Below are 14215 nucleotides of genomic sequence, written 5' to 3'. Positions count from 1 at the left end.
TAGCAATGTCGCGGGCAAAATTTTCTTCGTTCCCATTCTTTTGCGACATGACGGACAATATTCAGAACGTGGATGGTGAAAGAAATGTGCTCGACTTTCTCCACGACCAGTTCAGTCCAAAGCCGGCAGTCGCTCTTTAGCTGCGTGCATTGCGCGGGCAACAGAACGATTTCGGCACAACCTTGAGTTTGAGAATGTCGCATACCACCGCCGCAAGCCCCGCTCCTACCAATGCGCAACGTCTGGCGATGACCGCTCTGATCGTTGGCGGAATCGCTATTGGCAGCTCGCCGATCTTTGTCCGACTTTCCGAGGTGGGTCCGCTCGCAACAGGCTTCTGGCGTCTTGCACTCGCAGTTTTACCGCTTCTGCTCATGGATGGTCGCGAACGGCGCGACGAAAAGGATACTACCCCGCTCACGCTGTCCGACTGTTTGCGCCTCGCCCTGCCAGGCCTATTTATCGCTTTTGACCTCGGCGCGTGGCACTTGTCGCTGCACATGACATCCGTTGCAAATGCCACGCTGCTTGCCAATATGGCGCCGATTTTCGTGACATTGGGCGCTTGGTTGCTTTTCAAATCGCGCGTGAGCACGTCTTTCATGATCGGCCTTGCCGTCGCGGTCATTGGCGTCGTCGTGCTAAAGGGTGGACCGGGCGAGCTTCTCCAGTCCCAATCGTCCGGCGATGCGATGGCGCTTCTGGCCGCAGTCTTCTATGCCGGTTACATTCTCTCGGTTGGCCGCTTGCGCAGCCGCTTTTCCACCATGCGCATCATGCTGTGGAGCAGCGCGATTGCAGCCGTCTTTTCGCTGCCGGTTGCGTATTTCATGGAAGGTCAGATACTGCCTGCCACGCTCTATGGATGGCTTATTCTTGCAGGCCTCGCATGGGTAACTCATGCCGCAGGCCAGAGCATGATCGCTTATGCCCTCGCCTATCTTCCGGCATCGTTCTCGTCACTCACCCTGCTTCTGCAACCGGTTGTCGCAGCGTTTCTTGCCTGGACTATCCTGTCGGAACCTATCGGCATGTTGCAGGCTCTGGGCGGTATCATCGTGATATCGGGCATTTTGATCGCTCGAAGAGGATAAGGCATGAAAAAGCCCCGGTTTCCCGGGGCTTTCTTCCGGGGCTGATTACTCAGCCAGCCATTCCTTGATGCGGTCCGGATGGTCCGCGATATATTTATCGACGGCCTTCTCATAGGATGTTTCCTGCGCATCGAACATTGCAGCTTCGAGCTCGCTGATCGGAATGCTCATCTTGGTCAGCAACGAAGCAACTTTCGGATTGTCTTCCTTGAAGCCCTTACGTGCAATGGCGTCGATATGTTCGGCACCACCCAGTGCGCCTTCAGGATCGGCAATATAGCGGAGCTTGTACTTGCCGAACATCCAGTGCGGGCTCCACGAAGTTGCCACGAACCAGCCGTCGGAACGTGTGGCGCGATCAACTGTCGTCAGCATGGCCGCTTCACTCGAAATATTGAGCTTGTAGTCCAGCCCATATTTCTTGATCGCTTCCTGCGATAGACGAGTGAGGCCTGCGCCCGGATCGATGCCCTGAATTTCGCCCTTCAGCTTCTCGCGAACTTCTGGCTTCTTCAGGTCTTCAATGGAGCTGATCTCGCTTTCCGGGATGTAAGCCGGAACAATCCAACCGAGCTTTGCACCTTCATAGAGCGGGCCTAGGTCTTCGACCTTGTCCTTCACACGTGCATAGTAATCGGCGTGCGTTTCCGGCAGCCAGGCCATCATCATGGCATCGATATCGCCACGGCTCACGCCCTGATAAAGTGGGGCCACGTCCGTCTGAACCAGTTCAACCTTCTGGCCGAGATTGTCTTCGATCAGTTTCTTGGCAAGTTTGGTGACGAACTCAGCATCCGACCACGGTGCCCAGCCGATCTTCACCGGCTTGCCGTCCTGCGCAAATGCTGCGCCCATAGTCATCGTTCCCGCCACAACTGCCGCCAGACCGAATTTGGTTAGTTTGCCTAACATAGCTTCTCCTTTTCGATTGGTATCAGTTCCCATTGTTATTATTGGGTTATTCTTGGTTATTTTGGCTTTCTTTATGCTTCCTGCTTGCGAAAGGACGAGGCGGACTGAGTGTCCGCCGCCTTTCTTAAAGATGCGAGCCTTTTGAAAAATCCGGCTCCGCCCTTGCCGAAGCTCTGGGTAATGCGGTCGAGAATGACCGCCAGAATGACCACGGCAAGGCCACCTTCAAAGCCGAGGCCCACATTGAGGCGCTGGATGCCGGTCAACACTGTATTGCCGAGGCCGCCCGCACCGATCATCGACGCGATGACCACCATTGAAAGCGACAGCATGATCGTCTGGTTGATGCCGGCCATGATCGAGGGCATGGCGTTTGGAAGCTGCACCTTGAACAGAAGCTGCCGTGACGTGCAGCCGAAGGCCAGCCCGGCTTCAACGAATTCGGCATGTACCTGCCGGATACCAAGATTGGTCAGACGCACAACCGGCGGCATGGCGAATATCACCGTCGCAATTGTTCCGGGCACGGCACCGAGGCCAAAGAACATTGCTGCCGGAATAAGATAGACGAAAGCGGGCATCGTCTGCATGAGGTCGAGCACCGGGCGCACAATCGAGGCGACTGTATCGCTGCGCGCCATGGCGATGCCAAGCGGAATGCCGATCACGACAGCAATAACCGTTGATGCCAGCACCAGAGAGAGGCTTTCCATCGTGCCCGTCCACAATTCCATGTGGATGATAAGGCCCAATGCGAGAGCCGTGAATATCGCGAACTTCCACCCCACACGCCACAGCGCGAGCAGTGTAAGAATTGCGACCCCACCTATCGGCGGGACTGCGAGAAGAGCGTTTTGAATACCGTCAGTCACAAAACCGATGGCGGCTGCGATCATATCGAGCGCAGGCGTAAAGTGGTCGAGAATGTAGTTGACCACAACATCCGCCCATCCGCCGACACTGAAATTCAAATCCATGTTTTACCGTCCATTTCCGTATTTCTTCTGGATTGGACCAATTCTGCCTTCATCAGGCAAAAGGCCGTTGGCGCGCAGGTCTCAGCCCGCGCGACCAAGCGTTTCAAGCAAGGCCGATTTGCTGATAGCACCGACATAACGGTTCTGGCGGTCAGTGACCGGGACCGGCCAAGGGCTTTCCGCCACCTGTGTCAGCAATCCGGCAAGCGGCGCTTCGGCTTCGATAGCAGAGACGCTATCCAGTCTCTCGCCATCCTGCGCGACAGCACCCTTTGCCAGCGCATCACGACCGACCATGCCGCGATATGTACGGTCGGCATCGATCAACACGCCGAACGTCTTGCCGCTCGCGTCGAAACGCTCGAGCGCCGTCGCCAGCTGTTCGGGTTCAAACACGATCAGCTCGTCGTCGCGAGCCACATCAGCGGCTTTGAATACGCGGGACACGTCGACATTGCGGAAGAAGGAACGAACATAATCGTTGGCCGGTGCGGACACGATTTCGTTCGGCGTTCCCACCTGGACGACCTTGCCGTGCTGCATGATGCAGATACGATCACCGATACGCATGGCTTCGTCCAGATCATGGCTCACGAAAATGATCGTCCGGCTATGTTCAGCCTGCAACCGCTTGAGTTCGTCCTGCATTTCGGTGCGGATCAGCGGATCAAGGGCAGAAAATGCCTCGTCCATCAGAAGAATGGTCGGCTCGCTTGCCAGCGCGCGCGCCAGTCCGACACGCTGCTTCATACCGCCGGAAAGCTGATCCGGCATACTGTGGGCATATGGTTCAAGACCAACAGCAGCGAGTGCTTTCAGTGCCTTCTGGTGACGTTCAGCCTCACCCATTCCGGCCACTTCGAGACCGAACGACGCATTGTTCAGAACCGAACGATTGGGCAGGAGCGCAAAAGACTGGAACACCATGCTCATGTCGCGACGACGAAGATCGATCAGCTCGCGCTTCGTCATTTTGACGATATCGCGGCCGTCCACTTCGATGGAACCGGCAGTCGGTTCGATCAAGCGATTGAGCAGACGCAGAAGCGTGGATTTGCCCGAGCCGGAGAGGCCCATAATAACGAATACTTCGCCTTCATAGATGTCGAAGGTCGCATCATCGACGCCGATTGTTGCGCCAAGTTCGCTGTGAATCTGGGTTTTTGATTTACCTGCGCGCAATTCTTGCATTGCACGCTCCGGGTCATCGCCGAAGACTTTAAAAACGCTCTTCAAGCTTATTTTCGTCTCAGCCGGCGACTTCATACTTTCTTCCTTGTATAAAATACCATGCATTAAGTTTAACCCCGCTGTGCTGGCGGACTTAATCTCCTTTTTAACATTGATAGAACTTCATTCCAGCGCAAAGTGCCCACACGCGATCTGCGTTCCGCAAACGGTCCGCATGGAATGATTATCGATAGATTGCTTGATTCTATATAGGTCATTTCCCGACATGTCCACCCACAGCCGTGAATTCATCTGAATGATCCGTCCAGCAACCGTCCCCTTGAATGATTTTTTTGAAGGGTTGCACGACGCATTTCGAGGGCTGTTCGACACTGCCTAAAGCAGGAGGCAATCGACCAGCTTGAAGACAATAGTAGTCCCGATCCAGTCAATTACCGGAACACCCTGCGACAAATATGCTATCAGCTGCGACATCGTCCGAATTAGTATAATTCGGGATAAAAATGACTATAATTACAGAAAAATAGTGTGATTATACTGTCGCTCGGAATTATCTAGTCTATACATAAAGACGACGCGGATTGAGCAATCCGCGCCGTGATAGACCTGTTTCAAAGGCCTGTTTCTTCAACGATAAGCCATATATCCGACAAAGCCGGTGATCTTCCAGCGTGCCCCGTCGCGACGACAAAAATAAAGCGTCTGCCAGTTGAGGCGATCGATTGTTCCGTCCTTTCTGGCGATCGTTCCATCGAATTTTTTCCGTGCGAGAGCGACGTCGCCGGTAATATCGATCACACTCAGGTTGGTCGCACGAAAGATACCGTCCGCCAGAGATTCGGCATATTCCACCGCTGCACTCTCCGCTGCCTGTCGCAGCCATTCATCGCGATAACTTGCGAGCGTCGGAAAACCGGCGTCCCAATTGTCAGGATCGCGATCATTGTGCGCATGAATGCCAAGGAAGCGCACCTCATCGAAATCATCGGCCACCAATGACCAGTCCTGCGATACGAAGGCCTCGATATCGCGCCGTACAAGCATCTCCCAAATCTGCTCGCGATCCTTGTCGCCAGCAAACGGATTGGCCGCACCCTTCATGCTATCCTCCTGATTATCTTAATTTTCCACGTGCGGCGACCGGCAGGATATCGACGACATCCTCGCCCGAAACAAGATGAACTTCATCAAAGAGATTGGAAACGACGCAGACGTGGTCGGGAATAATTCGGAGCCGCTCACCAACCTTCAGACCCGCGACATCACCAACCAGCTTGCCGTGCTCCTCACTCAGGCCGATCACACGGGCATCGGGACGGCCCATCACTTCACCAAAGTCGCTCAGTCCCAGCGTATCGCTGGATAGTGCCTTGGACCCGGCATCAATGATCGCTCGTTCTGATGTTGGATGGCTGACGACCGTTGAAAGCACCGTCAAGGCGCAGTCATCCACTGTCGCCGCGGCCTTTTCGACCTGATAACGATCGAAATAGATATAGGTGCCGGGGCGATATTCGGTGACGACGCTGTCGCTGGGTTTGCGCCACATATCGGGCGTGCCGCCGCTTGAAATCGTCTCGCAGGGAAGGCCATTCGCCTCCAGCAACTCACGGGCCGAATAAAGCCATTGTTCAGCCTCGTCCGGCTTACCCGCTGCGGGATAGGTCATCAGACCACCGAAACGCAGTCCTGCGCTCTGGTCTATAATGCGTGCCAGCTCCAGGGCTTCGGCTGGCGTCTGCACGCCACAGCGCCCCATGCCCGTGTCGCATTCGACAAGCACTTTCAACGGATGCTTTTCATCAGTGAAACGCGCCGCCAGTCCTGCAAGGGAGGTTCGATTATCGACCGTTACAGACAGGGTGATGCGTTGATGCAGCGTATGAAGGCGATCAAGCTTTTCCTGTCCGAGAATATTGTAGGGCAGGAAAATGTTCGTCAGCCCGGCATCGGCCATGACTTCTGCCTCGCCTAGCTTCTGGCAGGTGATCCCGGTCGCGCCCGCTTCCACCTGCATTTTGGCGAAGAGCGGCAGCTTATGCGTCTTGATATGCGGGCGCAGTTTAATCCCCACCGCATCCGCATGGGCCTGTGCCTTAGCGATATTCGCCTTCACGCGATCAATATCGATGAGGATCGCAGGTGTATCCACCTCGTGAACGGTTTTCGGTCTGGTCATGGATCAGTCTCCCAGCGGCAAGCGCGGATCGTCTATGGTGAGCGTATTGAGGCTATGCTTGATGCGGCGCAGGCTTTCCAGCACCTTCGGGCCACGCGCTTCTGCTGTCGCCGTGGCGATCATGTCGAGAATGGCCAGCAGCGCGAAGCGTGACGATGTCGGCTTGTAGATATTGCCGTCTTCATTGGCCTGATATGGAATGAGCACATCCGCCGCCTTGGCGAGATCGGAACCGGCAGGCGTGATCGCTACCGTCTGCGCTCCATATTGCCGCGCAACCAGCACGGCCTCCACCACCGAACGCGCAAAGCCGGAGACGGAGAAAGCGATTACCGTTGTTTCATGCGTGGTGACGGCGGCATACATGCGCTGTAATTGCCCATCAACCTGTGCGCTGACCGGAATACCGAGCCGGAATAAGCGGTTCTGCATTTCTGTTGCCAGCATGGACGAGATGCCGCCAGACCCGAGACATAGCACAGGGCCACCGGCGGCAAGCCGTTCGGCCACTTTCATCAACACGCCCATGTCGAGCCCGTCGCTGGCGCGCTGGATAGCAGCAACTGCCGCATCGGTCACAGCCGTCGCTATGCGGCTTTCACGCACATCCCGCGCGGGGATTTCAGCCGTCAGATACTGCCCGCCGATGGCCAAGGCCTGCGCCAGAAAGAACTTGAAGTCGCGAACCCCGTCACAGCCAAGTGCCCGGCAAAAACGTGTCACCGTGGGTTCGCTGACACCTGCTCTGGCTGCAATTTCCGAGATTGCCGCCTTGGAAGCATAATCGGGATCAGCCAGCACGAGCGCAGCCAGCCTCCGGTCGGATTTCGATCCGTCCTGCGCCACGACATGCAGCCGCGTGATGATGTCGGCAACCTTGCTCATCGGAAATTTAAAGCGGGAGACCGCTATCCTTGTCGAAAAGATGTATGTGTTCGCTCTTCGCAGTTACAGGCACTTGCTCGCCGGGCGCAAGATGTATGCGCTCGCGAAACACAGCTCGTATAGGCTGTCCTGCAATCCGGCCATAAATATGCGTTTCCGGACCAGTCGGCTCGATCACCTCGACGGTGAGTTTCAGCCCCTTGCCATCCGGCGCGACCGTAAAATTTTCCGGTCGAATGCCTGCTTCCACCTGCCGGATTTCGGATGATCCCGCGCCAACAGCGATTTCCTCGCCCTCTCCGGTACGGAATACTCCGTCTGACACAGTTCCCGGAATGAAACTCATCGACGGCGAGCCGATAAAGCCCGCGACAAACTTGTTGGCAGGACGATCGTAAAGATCCAGCGGCGCACCGATCTGTTGAATCCTGCCCTGATTCATGACCACAATCCGGTCGGCCATGGTCATGGCCTCAATCTGGTCATGGGTGACATAGATCACCGTCGACTTCAGCCGCTGATGTAGCGCCTTGATTTCCGTGCGCATCTGTACGCGCAATTGCGCATCGAGATTGGAAAGCGGCTCATCAAACAGAAATACCGACGGTTCGCGAACAATGGCGCGCCCCATGGCGACGCGCTGGCGCTGCCCGCCTGAAAGCTGGCGTGGGTAGCGATCAAGATAGGAATGGAGATTGAGGATGGACGCCGCCCTGTCCACCTTCGCGGCCGTTTCTTCCGATTTCTCGCCGCGAATGCGCGGACCAAAGCCGATGTTTTCACGCGCCGTCATATGCGGAAACAACGCATAGGATTGAAAGACCATCGCAATATTGCGCTTTTGCGGTGGCAACTCGTTAGCCCGTTCCCCACCAATCAGAAGGTCACCACCGGAAATGGGTTCAAGCCCGGCCACCATCCGCAAAAGCGTGGATTTTCCGCAGCCGGAAGGGCCAACTAGCACAAGGAATTCCCCACTTTGAATATTAAGGTCGACATGGTCGAGGACCGTCAATTGTCCGAAAGTCTTGGTGATGCCGCGCAGAGAAACTTCTTTCATCGGTCAGTTCCCTCCGAGAATATCTTCGATGAAAGGACGGCAGCCCGCAGTCAGCCCGGCATCGACCGGAAGGATCGCGCCGGTAATCCCCGATGCGCGGTCAGAGGCCAGAAATGCTACCGTTTCCGCCACTTCACGCGTGTCAACGATGCGCCCCAGCGGATAAAAGCGCTGTAGGCGCTCCAGCACGCTCGCATCCTGTGCGATACGATGATCCCATGCGGGTGTTCTTATCGACCCCGGACAGACGACGTTGGCACGCACGCCCTTCCTTCCGAACTCAACCGCAATACCACGCGCAAAGGCATTGATTCCGGCTTTGGCAGCTGCATAAGCCGGGTTTCCGAAATGCAGGAGACCGTTAACCGAGGAAATGAAGACGAAAACGCCGTGTCCGCGCGACGCCATGGCCTGCGCCATGACATTTGAAAATCCGGCAACCGCAGTCAGGTTGAGATCGATCTCAGCGTCGATGTTGCCCTGATCCAGCCCATCGAAGGTCTCGGCACGGGTCCAGCCCGCATTGTTGATGACAATATCGGGCAGGCCCGATTCCGCTATTATCCGCTTTGCAGCCAGCTCCAGCCCGTCGCGGTCAAGCAGATCAAAGGCATGACGCGCATGAAAATCATCGCCGGTCATTGCCTCCAGTGTCGTATCGCAACCGATCACGCGGGCGCCGCGTTCAGAGAACAGCTTGACCAGCGCGCTTCCAACACCGCCACCGGCTCCGGTAACCAGCACCGACTTTCCGGTAAATTCGCCTGCTTGCTCCACGCTATTCCCCTTTTATGCGGCAGCTTTCTGCACCTGTTTATTCCCACCAGCGTAAAAGTCAAAATGTAAGTTTGCAACAAAACTTTTCGCTTGAAAGTACGGATTAAGCCGATAATGTAAGAAAATAACAAAAATAGATCGTCATCGCACCAATGCGGGGCAAAACAAGGGAACGGGAAGATGTCTATCAATAAATGGAAGGCCGGCCTGCTGGCCGGATTGAGCGTTCTGGCGCTGTCATCGGTTGCGAATGCAGGCGAAGTGCGCATGACTGTCGCGGAGTACAGCTCCAAGACCGGCCCCTACTTCGAAGAGGTCAAGAAGGCATTTGAAGCTGCCAATCCCGGCATCACGCTCAACTTTGAAGTGGTTCCATGGGATGTACTTCTGCAGAAACTGACTACCGATATTTCAGCAGGCACCAATGCGGACCTTTCGATCATCGGCACACGCTGGTTGATCGATTTCGTGCAACAGGGCATCGCCGAACCGCTCGACGGTTACATGAACGACGAGTTCAAGGGCCGGTTCATCGAGACTTTCCTGTCTCCGTCCATCCTTGAGGGCAAGACTTACGGCCTGCCGATCGCAGCCTCTGCCCGCGCTATGTATTACAACAAGGATCTGCTGGCCAAGGCAGGCGTCGAAAACCCGCCCGCAACCTGGGACGAGCTGAGAGCCGCCGCCACCAAGATCAAGGCACTTGGCGGAGAGAATTACGGTTTCGGCCTACAGGGCAAGGAAATCGAGACCGACGTTTATTACTATTACGGCATGTGGTCCTATGGGACAGAAATTCTCAACAAGGACGGCACGTCGGGCCTCAGCACACCCGGCGCGCTTGAAGCCGCGAAGCTTTACAAGTCGCTGATAGATGATGGCCTGACCCAGCCCGGCGTCACCTCCTATGCCCGTGAAGACGTTCAGAACCTCTTCAAGCAGGGCAAGGTCGGCATGATGATTACCGCGCCTTTCCTTTCCAACCAGATCAAGGAAGAAGCGCCAAACCTTAAATATGGCGTTGCAGCCATTCCTGCCGGACCGTCAGGCGCGCGTGGTACCTATGGCGTGACCGATTCCGTCATCATGTTCCAGAATTCCAAGAACAAGGAGGAAGCCTGGAAGGTGCTCGACTTCCTGTTCCAGACTGAATGGCGCGCCAAGTTCACGCAGGGCGAAGGTTTCCTTCCGGTCAACAAGGAAGAAGCGAAGATGGATTATTACGTCAATAATGCCGATCTTGCCGCCTTCACCGCGCTTCTGCCGGATGCCCGCTTTGCACCGATCATTCCGGGCTGGGAAGAAATTGCCGACATCACGTCCAACGCCATGCAGAGCATCTATCTCGGCAAGGGCGAACCTGATGCCGTGCTGAAGGACGCCGCCGCCAAGGCGGATGCAATCCTGAAGAAGTAACACTCCCCGCCTGCCCGGCAGTGCCCTCGCTCTGCCGGGCTTTTTTCTTTTCAGGGATTTTGATTGCCAATGCAAAGCCGCACCCTGCCCTATTTCCTGATCCTGCCGAGCCTGCTTCTGGCTGCGGTGGTGATCTTCTGGCCCGTGGTGCATCTCGTTGAAATTGCCAGCCATGACGTAAACCGCTTCGGGCAGCTACGCGATTTCAACGACGGCGCAAATTTCACTGCACTTTTCGCAACACCCGATTTTCTGAATGCACTCTGGCGCACCGCACTCTGGACCGTCGCCGTGGTTGGCGGGGCACTTATCGTCTCCATTCCGGTCGCCATCATCCTCAACATGGATTTCTATGGCCGTTCGGTAGCGCGGGTCATCGTCATGCTGCCGTGGGCAGTTTCGCTCACCATGACAGCCATTGTCTGGCGCTGGGCGCTCAATGGCGAAAGCGGAATGCTCAATTCCGCACTGCGCAATCTCGGTATCATCGACAGCAATATTCAATGGCTGGCGAGCGCGGCCACCGCCTTTCCAATGCAAATACTGGTCGGCATTCTGGTCACCGTGCCGTTCACGACCACCATATTTCTCGGCGGACTGTCATCCATCCCGGAGGATCTTTATGAAGCGTCGTCTCTCGAAGGCGCTAGCCTGTGGCAGCAGTTTCGCGAAATCACGTTTCCGCTGCTCAAGCCCTTCGTCAACATCGCCATCGTGCTCAATACGATCTATGTCTTCAATTCATTCCCGATCATCTGGGTCATGACGCAGGGTGGACCGGCAAACTCCACCGATATTCTGGTAACGCATCTCTACAAGCTGGCTTTCCGCCTCGGAAAGCTGGGAGAAGCCTCCGCCGTATCGCTTATCATGCTGGCAATACTCCTCGTCTTCACGGCGATCTATATCCGCCTCGCAATGCGGGGAGAACGCGCATGACCGGCTCGAAGCTGAAACGCACAATCATTGCCTGGGCCGTTCTGTCGCCGCTTATCGTGCTGACACTGTTTCCCTTCGCGGTGATGTTTTTCACCGCCGTCAAGCCTCCACAGGAGGTCCTGTCTCCAACATGGTGGCCAAGCAGCTTCCGCTGGCAGAATTTTTCGGAAATGTGGGTTCAGACCAAATTCGGGCAAGCGCTTCTGAACTCGCTTTACGTTTCGGTTATTGCTTCCGTCGGTGCCATCATTGTTTCCATTCCTGCCGCCTATGCCATGTCGCGCTTCCGCTTTGCAGGCCACGGTGCATTCCGGCAATTCCTGCTGATTTCGCAGATGATCTCGCCCATCGTTCTGGTGCTGGGCCTTTTCCGGCTGCTCGCCGCCTATGGATTGATTGAAAGTGTCTCCGCGGTCGGCGCGGTCTATATGGCCTTCAACATCGCCTTCACCGTGTGGATGCTGCAAAGCTATTTCGACACCATACCGCGCGATCTGGAAGAAGCTTCGTGGATGGAAGGCGCCGGGCGCGGCAAGACACTGATAAAAGTGTTTCTGCCGCTCTGCCTGCCCGCCATTGCCGTCACGGCAATCTTCACCTTCATCAATGCATGGAACGAATTTGTCGTGGCGCTGACCATGCTGCGCAGGCAGGAAAGCTACACCCTGCCCATTCAGGTCTTCTCGCTCGTCGCGGGGCGCTACACGGTCGAATGGCACTACGTCATGGCAGCCACCTTTCTTGCAACACTGCCGGTCGCCATCCTTTTCATCTGGCTCCAGCGCTATCTCATCAAGGGACTGGCCCTTGGAGCAGTCAAATAACCGGAGAAAATCATGTCCAGAAAACAGGTCTTCGGCGCATCACATGTGCCACTTTCCCCCGCCGTTCGCGCAGGCGACACAGTCTATGTTTCGGGTCAGGTACCGGTTGGACCAAACGGCCAGATTGTTGAAGGCGGCATCGAAGCCCAGACAAAACAGGTCCTCGAAAACGTCAAGGCCGCACTTGCGCTTGCAGGCGCCACAATGGAAGACGTGGTCAAAACCACCATATGGCTGGAAGATGCTCGGGATTTCGGGCGGATGAATGCCGTTTACGGCACCTATTTTCCAAAAGAGCCTCCCGCGCGCACCACGGTTGAATCCCGCCTGATGATCGACATCAAGATCGAAGTCGAAGCCATCGCCTACGCACCACAAAAATAAGCACGTCACCTCCCCGCACAGAGTATTTCCATGCGCATTTTCACCGCATCGCTTGCGACAGAAACCAACACGTTCTCGCCGGTTCCAACCGACAGGGCCTCGTTCGAGATGGCTTTTTATGCCGCGCCGGGCAAGCATCCGGAAACGCCGACGCTTTGCTCTTCGCCCATTGTCGCGTTGCGCAAGCGTGCGGCAGCGGAAGGGCTGACCGTCATCGAAGGCACTGCCACCTGGGCGGAACCGGGCGGATTGTTGCAGCGGCAGGCGTTCGAGGAATTGCGCGATGAAATCCTTGACCAGCTGAAAGCCGCAATGCCCGTTGATGCAGTCGTGCTCGGCCTGCATGGCGCCATGGTCGCTCAAGGTTACGACGATTGCGAGGGGGATCTTCTGGAACGCGTGCGCGCCATTGTCGGGCCGGATATTCTGGTTGCCAGCGAATTCGATCCGCATAGCCACCTGACGCCGAAGCGTGTCGAAAACCTCAATATTTTCGCGTCGTTCCTCGAATTTCCTCACACGGATTTTTATGAGCGCGGCGAGCATGTGGTCGATCTTGCGCTGGACGCCCTGAAAGGTCACATCAAGCCGGTCATATCCACATTCGACTGCCATATGATCAGTGTGTTTCCCACAAGCAAGGAGCCGATGCGCTCCTTCGTCGATCGCATCAAGGCGATGCACGGCAAAGACGGGATTCTGTCGATCTCCGTCATTCATGGCTTCATGGCTGCCGATGTGCCGGAAATGGGAACCCGCATTCTCGTCGTCACAGACAACGATCCGGCAAAGGGGGCAGCACTTGCCGAAAAACTCGGGCGTGAACTGATTGCGATGCGCGAGCAGACATTGATGACCATGTTCGACACCGATCAGGGCATCGACCGGGCGCTGGCTGCCCATGCAGCCAATCCCGCCAAACCTGCGGTGATCGCCGATGTATGGGACAATCCCGGCGGCGGGGTTGCAGGCGACGGAACCTATGTCCTTCGCCGCCTGATCGAACGCGGCATCGACAATATAGGCATTGCTACGATCTGGGACCCCATCGCAGTGACCTTCTGTCATGCGGCAGGCGAAGGCGCGGTGATCGATCTTCGTTTCGGCGGCAAGTCCGGTCCGCTTGGTGGCGAACCCATCGATGCCCGCGTGACGGTCATGAAAACCCTTGCCGAAGGCTGGCAGAGTTTTGGCCCAAGCCGCGTGACGCTGGGGGCCTCGGCGGTTGTGCGACTTGAAGGCACCGAGATCGATATCATTCTCAACACCAACCGGACGCAGACATTCGAGCCGGATATCTTCTCCAATATCGGCATCGATCCGATGAAGAAGGATATACTGGTAGTCAAATCCACCAATCATTTCCACGCAGGCTTCGTGCCGATTGCTGCCGAGATTATCTATGTCGCGGCGCCCAGCTCCTATCCGAGCAATCCGCGCACGACCAATTACCGCAAGCTCAGCCGTGCCATCTGGCCGCGTGTCGAAAACCCGTGGTGAACAAACGAAAAAAGCGCGGGAATTTCCCGCGCTTTTTCGAGCATTTCCGGTTTAAATTAAAACATTGGAAATGCTCT

The 14215-nt window shown here is 56.0% G+C and carries 14 protein-coding genes; 6 read left to right on the top strand and 8 right to left on the bottom strand.

Translation table 11 applies throughout. The annotated features are described in order from the left end of the window. The first annotated feature begins 194 nt into the window (after positions 1-194). Entirely contained in the window at positions 195-1094 is a 900-nt protein-coding gene (locus LJ361_RS14080) for a DMT family transporter (protein WP_029375998.1), read from the top strand. Between the two features lie 45 nt (positions 1095-1139). On the opposite strand, the gene LJ361_RS14075 is transcribed toward LJ361_RS14080, so the two are convergent. The 8 genes from LJ361_RS14075 to LJ361_RS14040 all read right to left on the bottom strand — a co-directional run bounded on the left by LJ361_RS14075 (position 1140) and on the right by LJ361_RS14040 (position 9075). Beyond that, a complete protein-coding gene (locus tag LJ361_RS14075; RefSeq protein ID WP_010659072.1) occupies positions 1140-2006 on the bottom strand; it encodes a glycine betaine ABC transporter substrate-binding protein in 867 nt (288 codons plus the stop codon). Between the two features lie 71 nt (positions 2007-2077). Next, positions 2078-2983 (bottom strand): ABC transporter permease, encoded by a 906-nt coding sequence (locus LJ361_RS14070; protein ID WP_010659073.1) that lies wholly within the window; start codon positions 2981-2983, stop codon positions 2078-2080. Positions 2984-3064: 81 nt separating this feature from the next. Further along, positions 3065-4249 carry a glycine betaine/L-proline ABC transporter ATP-binding protein ProV gene (proV, locus tag LJ361_RS14065; protein ID WP_264811774.1) on the bottom strand — a complete coding sequence of 395 codons (1185 nt, stop codon included), beginning with the start codon at positions 4247-4249 and terminating at the stop codon, positions 3065-3067. Positions 4250-4801: 552 nt separating this feature from the next. Then, the gene (locus LJ361_RS14060) at positions 4802-5275 is read right to left on the bottom strand and encodes a hypothetical protein (protein ID WP_010659075.1); all 474 of its coding nucleotides are present in this window, start codon (positions 5273-5275) and stop codon (positions 4802-4804) included. A 13-nt stretch (positions 5276-5288) separates the two neighbouring features. Then, positions 5289-6353: a D-TA family PLP-dependent enzyme gene (locus LJ361_RS14055; protein WP_010659076.1), complete on the bottom strand. Its 1065-nt coding sequence runs from the start codon at positions 6351-6353 to the stop codon at positions 5289-5291. A gap of 3 nt (positions 6354-6356) precedes the next feature. Next, on the bottom strand, positions 6357-7238 hold the full coding sequence (locus tag LJ361_RS14050) for a MurR/RpiR family transcriptional regulator (RefSeq protein WP_010659077.1): 882 nt from the start codon (positions 7236-7238) through the stop codon (positions 6357-6359). A gap of 7 nt (positions 7239-7245) precedes the next feature. Further along, entirely contained in the window at positions 7246-8298 is a 1053-nt protein-coding gene (locus LJ361_RS14045) for an ABC transporter ATP-binding protein (protein WP_010659078.1), read from the bottom strand. A gap of 3 nt (positions 8299-8301) precedes the next feature. After that, the gene (locus LJ361_RS14040) at positions 8302-9075 is read right to left on the bottom strand and encodes an SDR family oxidoreductase (RefSeq protein ID WP_010659079.1); all 774 of its coding nucleotides are present in this window, start codon (positions 9073-9075) and stop codon (positions 8302-8304) included. Between the two features lie 180 nt (positions 9076-9255). On the opposite strand from LJ361_RS14040, the gene LJ361_RS14035 reads away from it, so the two are divergent. From LJ361_RS14035 to LJ361_RS14015, 5 genes are all read left to right on the top strand, one after another. Continuing rightward, complete coding sequence (locus tag LJ361_RS14035) at positions 9256-10491, top strand: ABC transporter substrate-binding protein (RefSeq protein WP_010659080.1); 1236 nt, start codon at positions 9256-9258, stop codon at positions 10489-10491. A 69-nt stretch (positions 10492-10560) separates the two neighbouring features. Next, the gene (locus LJ361_RS14030; RefSeq protein ID WP_010659081.1) at positions 10561-11430 is read left to right on the top strand and encodes a carbohydrate ABC transporter permease; all 870 of its coding nucleotides are present in this window, start codon (positions 10561-10563) and stop codon (positions 11428-11430) included. Continuing rightward, positions 11427-12254, top strand: coding sequence for a carbohydrate ABC transporter permease (locus tag LJ361_RS14025; protein ID WP_010659082.1), 828 nt, complete (start codon positions 11427-11429; stop codon positions 12252-12254). Before LJ361_RS14030 ends, LJ361_RS14025 begins: the two co-directional genes overlap by 4 nt. A gap of 12 nt (positions 12255-12266) precedes the next feature. Next, positions 12267-12638, top strand: coding sequence for a RidA family protein (locus LJ361_RS14020; protein ID WP_010659083.1), 372 nt, complete (start codon positions 12267-12269; stop codon positions 12636-12638). Between the two features lie 30 nt (positions 12639-12668). Further along, positions 12669-14138, top strand: a complete 1470-nt coding sequence (locus LJ361_RS14015) for a M81 family metallopeptidase (RefSeq protein WP_010659084.1) — start codon at positions 12669-12671, stop codon at positions 14136-14138. Positions 14139-14215 lie beyond the last annotated feature (77 nt).

It is taken from the genome of Brucella sp. JSBI001 (assembly GCF_026014005.1).
Taxonomy (GTDB): Bacteria; Pseudomonadota; Alphaproteobacteria; order Rhizobiales; family Rhizobiaceae; genus Brucella; species Brucella anthropi.
Note: the sequence above shows the minus strand (reverse complement) of the source record. Positions and strands in the feature narration are given on the sequence as shown.

Coding starts and splice junctions, on each gene's coding strand:
- LJ361_RS14080 (WP_029375998.1), top strand. CDS start 195: ATGTCGCATACCACCGCCGCAAGCCCCGCTCCTACCAATGCGCAACGT.
- LJ361_RS14075 (WP_010659072.1), bottom strand. CDS start 2,006: ATGTTAGGCAAACTAACCAAATTCGGTCTGGCGGCAGTTGTGGCGGGA.
- LJ361_RS14070 (WP_010659073.1), bottom strand. CDS start 2,983: ATGGATTTGAATTTCAGTGTCGGCGGATGGGCGGATGTTGTGGTCAAC.
- proV (WP_264811774.1), bottom strand. CDS start 4,249: ATGAAGTCGCCGGCTGAGACGAAAATAAGCTTGAAGAGCGTTTTTAAA.
- LJ361_RS14060 (WP_010659075.1), bottom strand. CDS start 5,275: ATGAAGGGTGCGGCCAATCCGTTTGCTGGCGACAAGGATCGCGAGCAG.
- LJ361_RS14055 (WP_010659076.1), bottom strand. CDS start 6,353: ATGACCAGACCGAAAACCGTTCACGAGGTGGATACACCTGCGATCCTC.
- LJ361_RS14050 (WP_010659077.1), bottom strand. CDS start 7,238: ATGAGCAAGGTTGCCGACATCATCACGCGGCTGCATGTCGTGGCGCAG.
- LJ361_RS14045 (WP_010659078.1), bottom strand. CDS start 8,298: ATGAAAGAAGTTTCTCTGCGCGGCATCACCAAGACTTTCGGACAATTG.
- LJ361_RS14035 (WP_010659080.1), top strand. CDS start 9,256: ATGTCTATCAATAAATGGAAGGCCGGCCTGCTGGCCGGATTGAGCGTT.
- LJ361_RS14030 (WP_010659081.1), top strand. CDS start 10,561: ATGCAAAGCCGCACCCTGCCCTATTTCCTGATCCTGCCGAGCCTGCTT.
- LJ361_RS14025 (WP_010659082.1), top strand. CDS start 11,427: ATGACCGGCTCGAAGCTGAAACGCACAATCATTGCCTGGGCCGTTCTG.
- LJ361_RS14020 (WP_010659083.1), top strand. CDS start 12,267: ATGTCCAGAAAACAGGTCTTCGGCGCATCACATGTGCCACTTTCCCCC.
- LJ361_RS14015 (WP_010659084.1), top strand. CDS start 12,669: ATGCGCATTTTCACCGCATCGCTTGCGACAGAAACCAACACGTTCTCG.